Annotated in this window: 4 protein-coding genes; 3 read left to right on the forward strand and 1 reads right to left on the reverse strand. The window is 60.3% G+C overall.

Translation table 11 applies throughout. The features are described from left to right. Nucleotides 1-126: 126 nt before the first annotated feature. Nucleotides 127-450: a heat shock protein HspQ gene (gene hspQ, locus EN932_RS31950; RefSeq protein WP_027161605.1), complete on the forward strand. Its 324-nt coding sequence runs from the start codon at nucleotides 127-129 to the stop codon at nucleotides 448-450. Nucleotides 451-523: 73 nt separating this feature from the next. On the opposite strand, the gene EN932_RS31955 is transcribed toward hspQ, so the two are convergent. Then, nucleotides 524-1,156, reverse strand: a complete 633-nt coding sequence (locus EN932_RS31955) for an invasion associated locus B family protein (RefSeq protein ID WP_127368243.1) — start codon at nucleotides 1,154-1,156, stop codon at nucleotides 524-526. 260 nt (nucleotides 1,157-1,416) lie between these two features. Here EN932_RS31955 and EN932_RS31960 point away from each other — a divergent pair, with 260 nt between their 5' ends. Next, the gene (locus tag EN932_RS31960) at nucleotides 1,417-3,237 is read left to right on the forward strand and encodes an extracellular solute-binding protein (protein ID WP_127368244.1); all 1,821 of its coding nucleotides are present in this window, start codon (nucleotides 1,417-1,419) and stop codon (nucleotides 3,235-3,237) included. A 17-nt stretch (nucleotides 3,238-3,254) separates the two neighbouring features. Next, nucleotides 3,255-3,397 (forward strand): DsbA family protein (locus tag EN932_RS31965; RefSeq protein WP_206618983.1); only part of this gene is annotated, 143 nt, incomplete at its 3' end.

Genomic DNA, 3,397 nt, shown 5'->3' on the forward strand with positions numbered 1-3,397 from the left:
TTTTTATGCTGGTCCGAAACCCTGGCGCCGGGCTAGCCCGTTGCTTAATAGGGCGTCAAGCGCCTCGGGATTGAATTGATGCGCGGTCTGCGCCAAATAAGCTCAAGGAATTCAGTGGTGAGTACGATGAAAACAGCCAAATTCGCAATCGGACAGGTGGTTCGCCACCGGCTGTTTCCATTCAGGGGCATCATTTTCGATGTCGATCCGCAATTCGCCAACACCGACGAATGGTACGAAGCCATCCCCGCCGACGTGCGGCCGCGCAAGGATCAGCCTTTCTATCATCTGCTCGCCGAGAATTCGGAGACCGAATACATCGCCTACGTCTCCGAGCAGAATCTGCTTGAGGATCAGTCGGGTGAGCCGGTCCGGCATCCGCAGATCAAAGAGATGTTCGACAAGAGGCCGGACGGCGGCTACCAGCCGAAACGGCAGTCCACGCATTAGCCTGCTGGAAGACAATCACAAAAAAAGCGGGGCATGAACCCCGCTTTTTTGTTGGCTCGGCGATATCGGCCGATCAGTTGGCGGTCTTCGCCTTGTCCTGCTCTTCCTTGAGCTTCTTGGCGAAATCCTGGTTGTTCTTGGCGACGAAGTCCTGAAGCTTCTTCTGCCTGTCCTCGATGTCCGACTGCTGCAGCGCCGGGCCGTCATAGGCGCCGCTGAAGCCCTGCAGGGCGATCTTGATCGGATTGGGCTGGTTCTGGAAATTGACGGAAGTCAGCGTGATCGCCTGGCCTTTCTTGAATGCCGCGACGAGCTGATCGGTCAGCGGCACTTCGGCCACGCAACGATCCGGGAAGCAGATCACATAGTCGAGCTTCTGCGCCTTGCCGGTGTCGATCTGCAGGCCGATGCCGGGAGGCACCAGACGGCCGGTCGGAACCGTCACCTGGAACACCTTGCGGTTCACCTTGCCCTTGAGCTCGATCAGGCTGACGCCGGTGACCAGCTGGCCATTGCCGGCAGTGGTGATGTTCTGGACGTTGCAGATGTCGACGTCTTCCTGCTTGGTGCAGGCCTTGAACCAGCCTTGCGGAATCTGCTGCTGCTGCTGCTGTGCGGAAGCGGCGGGAAGCCCTGCGCCGAGAAAGCCGACCACGCCAGCGGCCATGACCGACAGGCGGTACGCGTTGCTGTTCAGGCTCGTCATGTCGTGCACTTCCTCTCAAATGATCCCGGGACCGGCTTCTTCGTGCCGTGTGGTCCAGCTACCTGTTGCCGAAATGAGGCAACAGAATGACTTCGGAGGGCGTGTTACACTGCAAGCGAGGCCGAATCCAGCCCGGCGCCTGCGATTCTTGGCCGTGCGATTTGGGCCGTGCGATTTGGGCTGATGTATCTGGCCGGAGCGCGGTGGCGCCATGCTAGGGTGCAGTCCGAATCATCAAGCCGCCCAGTAAGGAGACGGTCATGGGCCGCGTTCTTGTTTGGCTGATCACCGCGATATCGTTTCTCGCCCTTTCGCATCAGCCGGCCGCCTCGGAGCCGAAGCACGCCATCGCCATGCAGGGCGAGCCGGCGCTGCCGCCCGACTATACGCATTTCAACTACGTCAATCCCGACGCGCCGAAGGGTGGCTCGATCACCTATTGCGTCGTCGGCAGCTTCGACAATCTCAACCCTTTCATCCTCAAGAGCCTGCGCACCACGGCGCGCGGCATGATGGATACGATCTTCGGCAATCTGGTCTTCGAGCCGTTGATGCAGCGCAATGCCGACGAGGCTTTCACGCTCTACGGTTTGTTGGCCGACAGCGCCGACATGGATCCGGAGCGCAAGAGCATCGAGTTCCATCTCAATCCGAAGGCCAAATGGTCGGACGGTCAGCCGGTGACGCCGGAGGACGTGCTGTTCAGTTATGATGTCTACACCGACAAAGGCCGCCCGCCTTACAGCGACCGCATGGCCAGGGTCGCCAAGCTCGAAAAGACCGGCGACCACAGCGTGCGCTTCACCTTCAACGACAAGGCCGATCGCGAATTCCCGCTGATCATCGCGCTGACCCCGATCATCCCGAAGCACGCCTTTGACAAGGAGACCTTCGACAGGACGACGCTCAAGCCGGTGATCGGCAGCGGTCCGTATACGATCGCGCAGGTGCAGCCAGGCCAGCGCATCGTCTTCAAGCGCAACCCGGACTATTGGGGCAAGGATGTCCCCGCCAAGCGCGGTTTCGACAATTACGACCAGATCACCATCGAGTATTTCCTCAACGCCAACGCCAAGCTCGAAGCGTTCAAGAAAGGCCTCTGCGCCATCGATGACGACAGCGATCCGGTGAAGCGCGAGCGCGATCTCGATTTTCCGGCCTTCCACAAGGGCGACGTGATCGCCGAAACCTTCGACACCGGCATTCCGCCGGTGGTGACCGGTTTCCTGTTCAACACGCGGTTGCCGAAATTCGCCAACCCGGTCGTGCGGCGCGCGCTCGGCATGCTCTACGACTTCGAATGGGCCAACAAGAACCTGTTCGGCGGCAAATACACGCGCACGATGAGTTACTGGCAGAATTCCGAGCTTTCCGCGCTCGGCCATCCGGCCGACGACAGGGAGAAAGCGCTTCTGGCGCCCTACCCCGGCCGCGTGCCGGCCGATGTCATGGACGGCACATGGCGGCCGCCGGTGACCGACGGATCGGGCCAGGATCGGCGCGTCGTGAAGGCAGCTTTCGATCTTTTGAAAAGTGTCGGCTACCACGTGCAGAATGGAACGATGCTTGATCCCGAAGGCAAACCCTTCGGCTTTGAGATCCTGACCGCTTCGCAGGACGAGGAGCGCCTTGCCGGCATCTATCAGCGCACGCTGGAGAAGATCGGCATCAATCTCACCATTCGCAGCCTCGACGGCGATCAGATCCAGTCGCGCAAGCAGCGCTTCGATTTCGAGGTCTTGGTCGGATCGAGCGGCTTCAACAATTCGTTGTCACCCGGCATCGAGCAGAGCGGGCGCTGGAGTTCGACTGCCGCCCGGACGGAAGGCTCGTTCAATCTCGCCGGCGTCGCCGATCCGGCTGTGGACGCGGCAATCGAGGCGATGCTGCGCGCCCGCTCCAAGGAGGATTATGTTGCCGCCGTTCGCGTTCTCGACCGGCTGCTGATCTCCGGCAACTACATGGTGCCGATGCAGTACAACACGCAGCAATGGATCGCCTACTGGAACTACCTGGAACATCCGCAAAAGACGCCCATATTCGGGTATCAACTGCCAACATGGTGGCGCAAACCCAACTGAGGGATCAGGAGATCGAGATGAGCGAATTGAACGCCATCACCGTCGATGTGGTTTCCGATGTCGTCTGCCCCTGGTGCTTCATCGGCCAGAAGCGGCTCGACAGGGCAATCGCCGCCGTCGGCGATGTCGACGTGCATGTCCGCTGGCGGCCGTTCCAGCT

It is taken from the genome of Mesorhizobium sp. M7A.F.Ca.US.002.01.1.1 (assembly GCF_004022955.1).
Lineage (GTDB): Bacteria > Pseudomonadota > Alphaproteobacteria > Rhizobiales > Rhizobiaceae > Mesorhizobium > Mesorhizobium ciceri.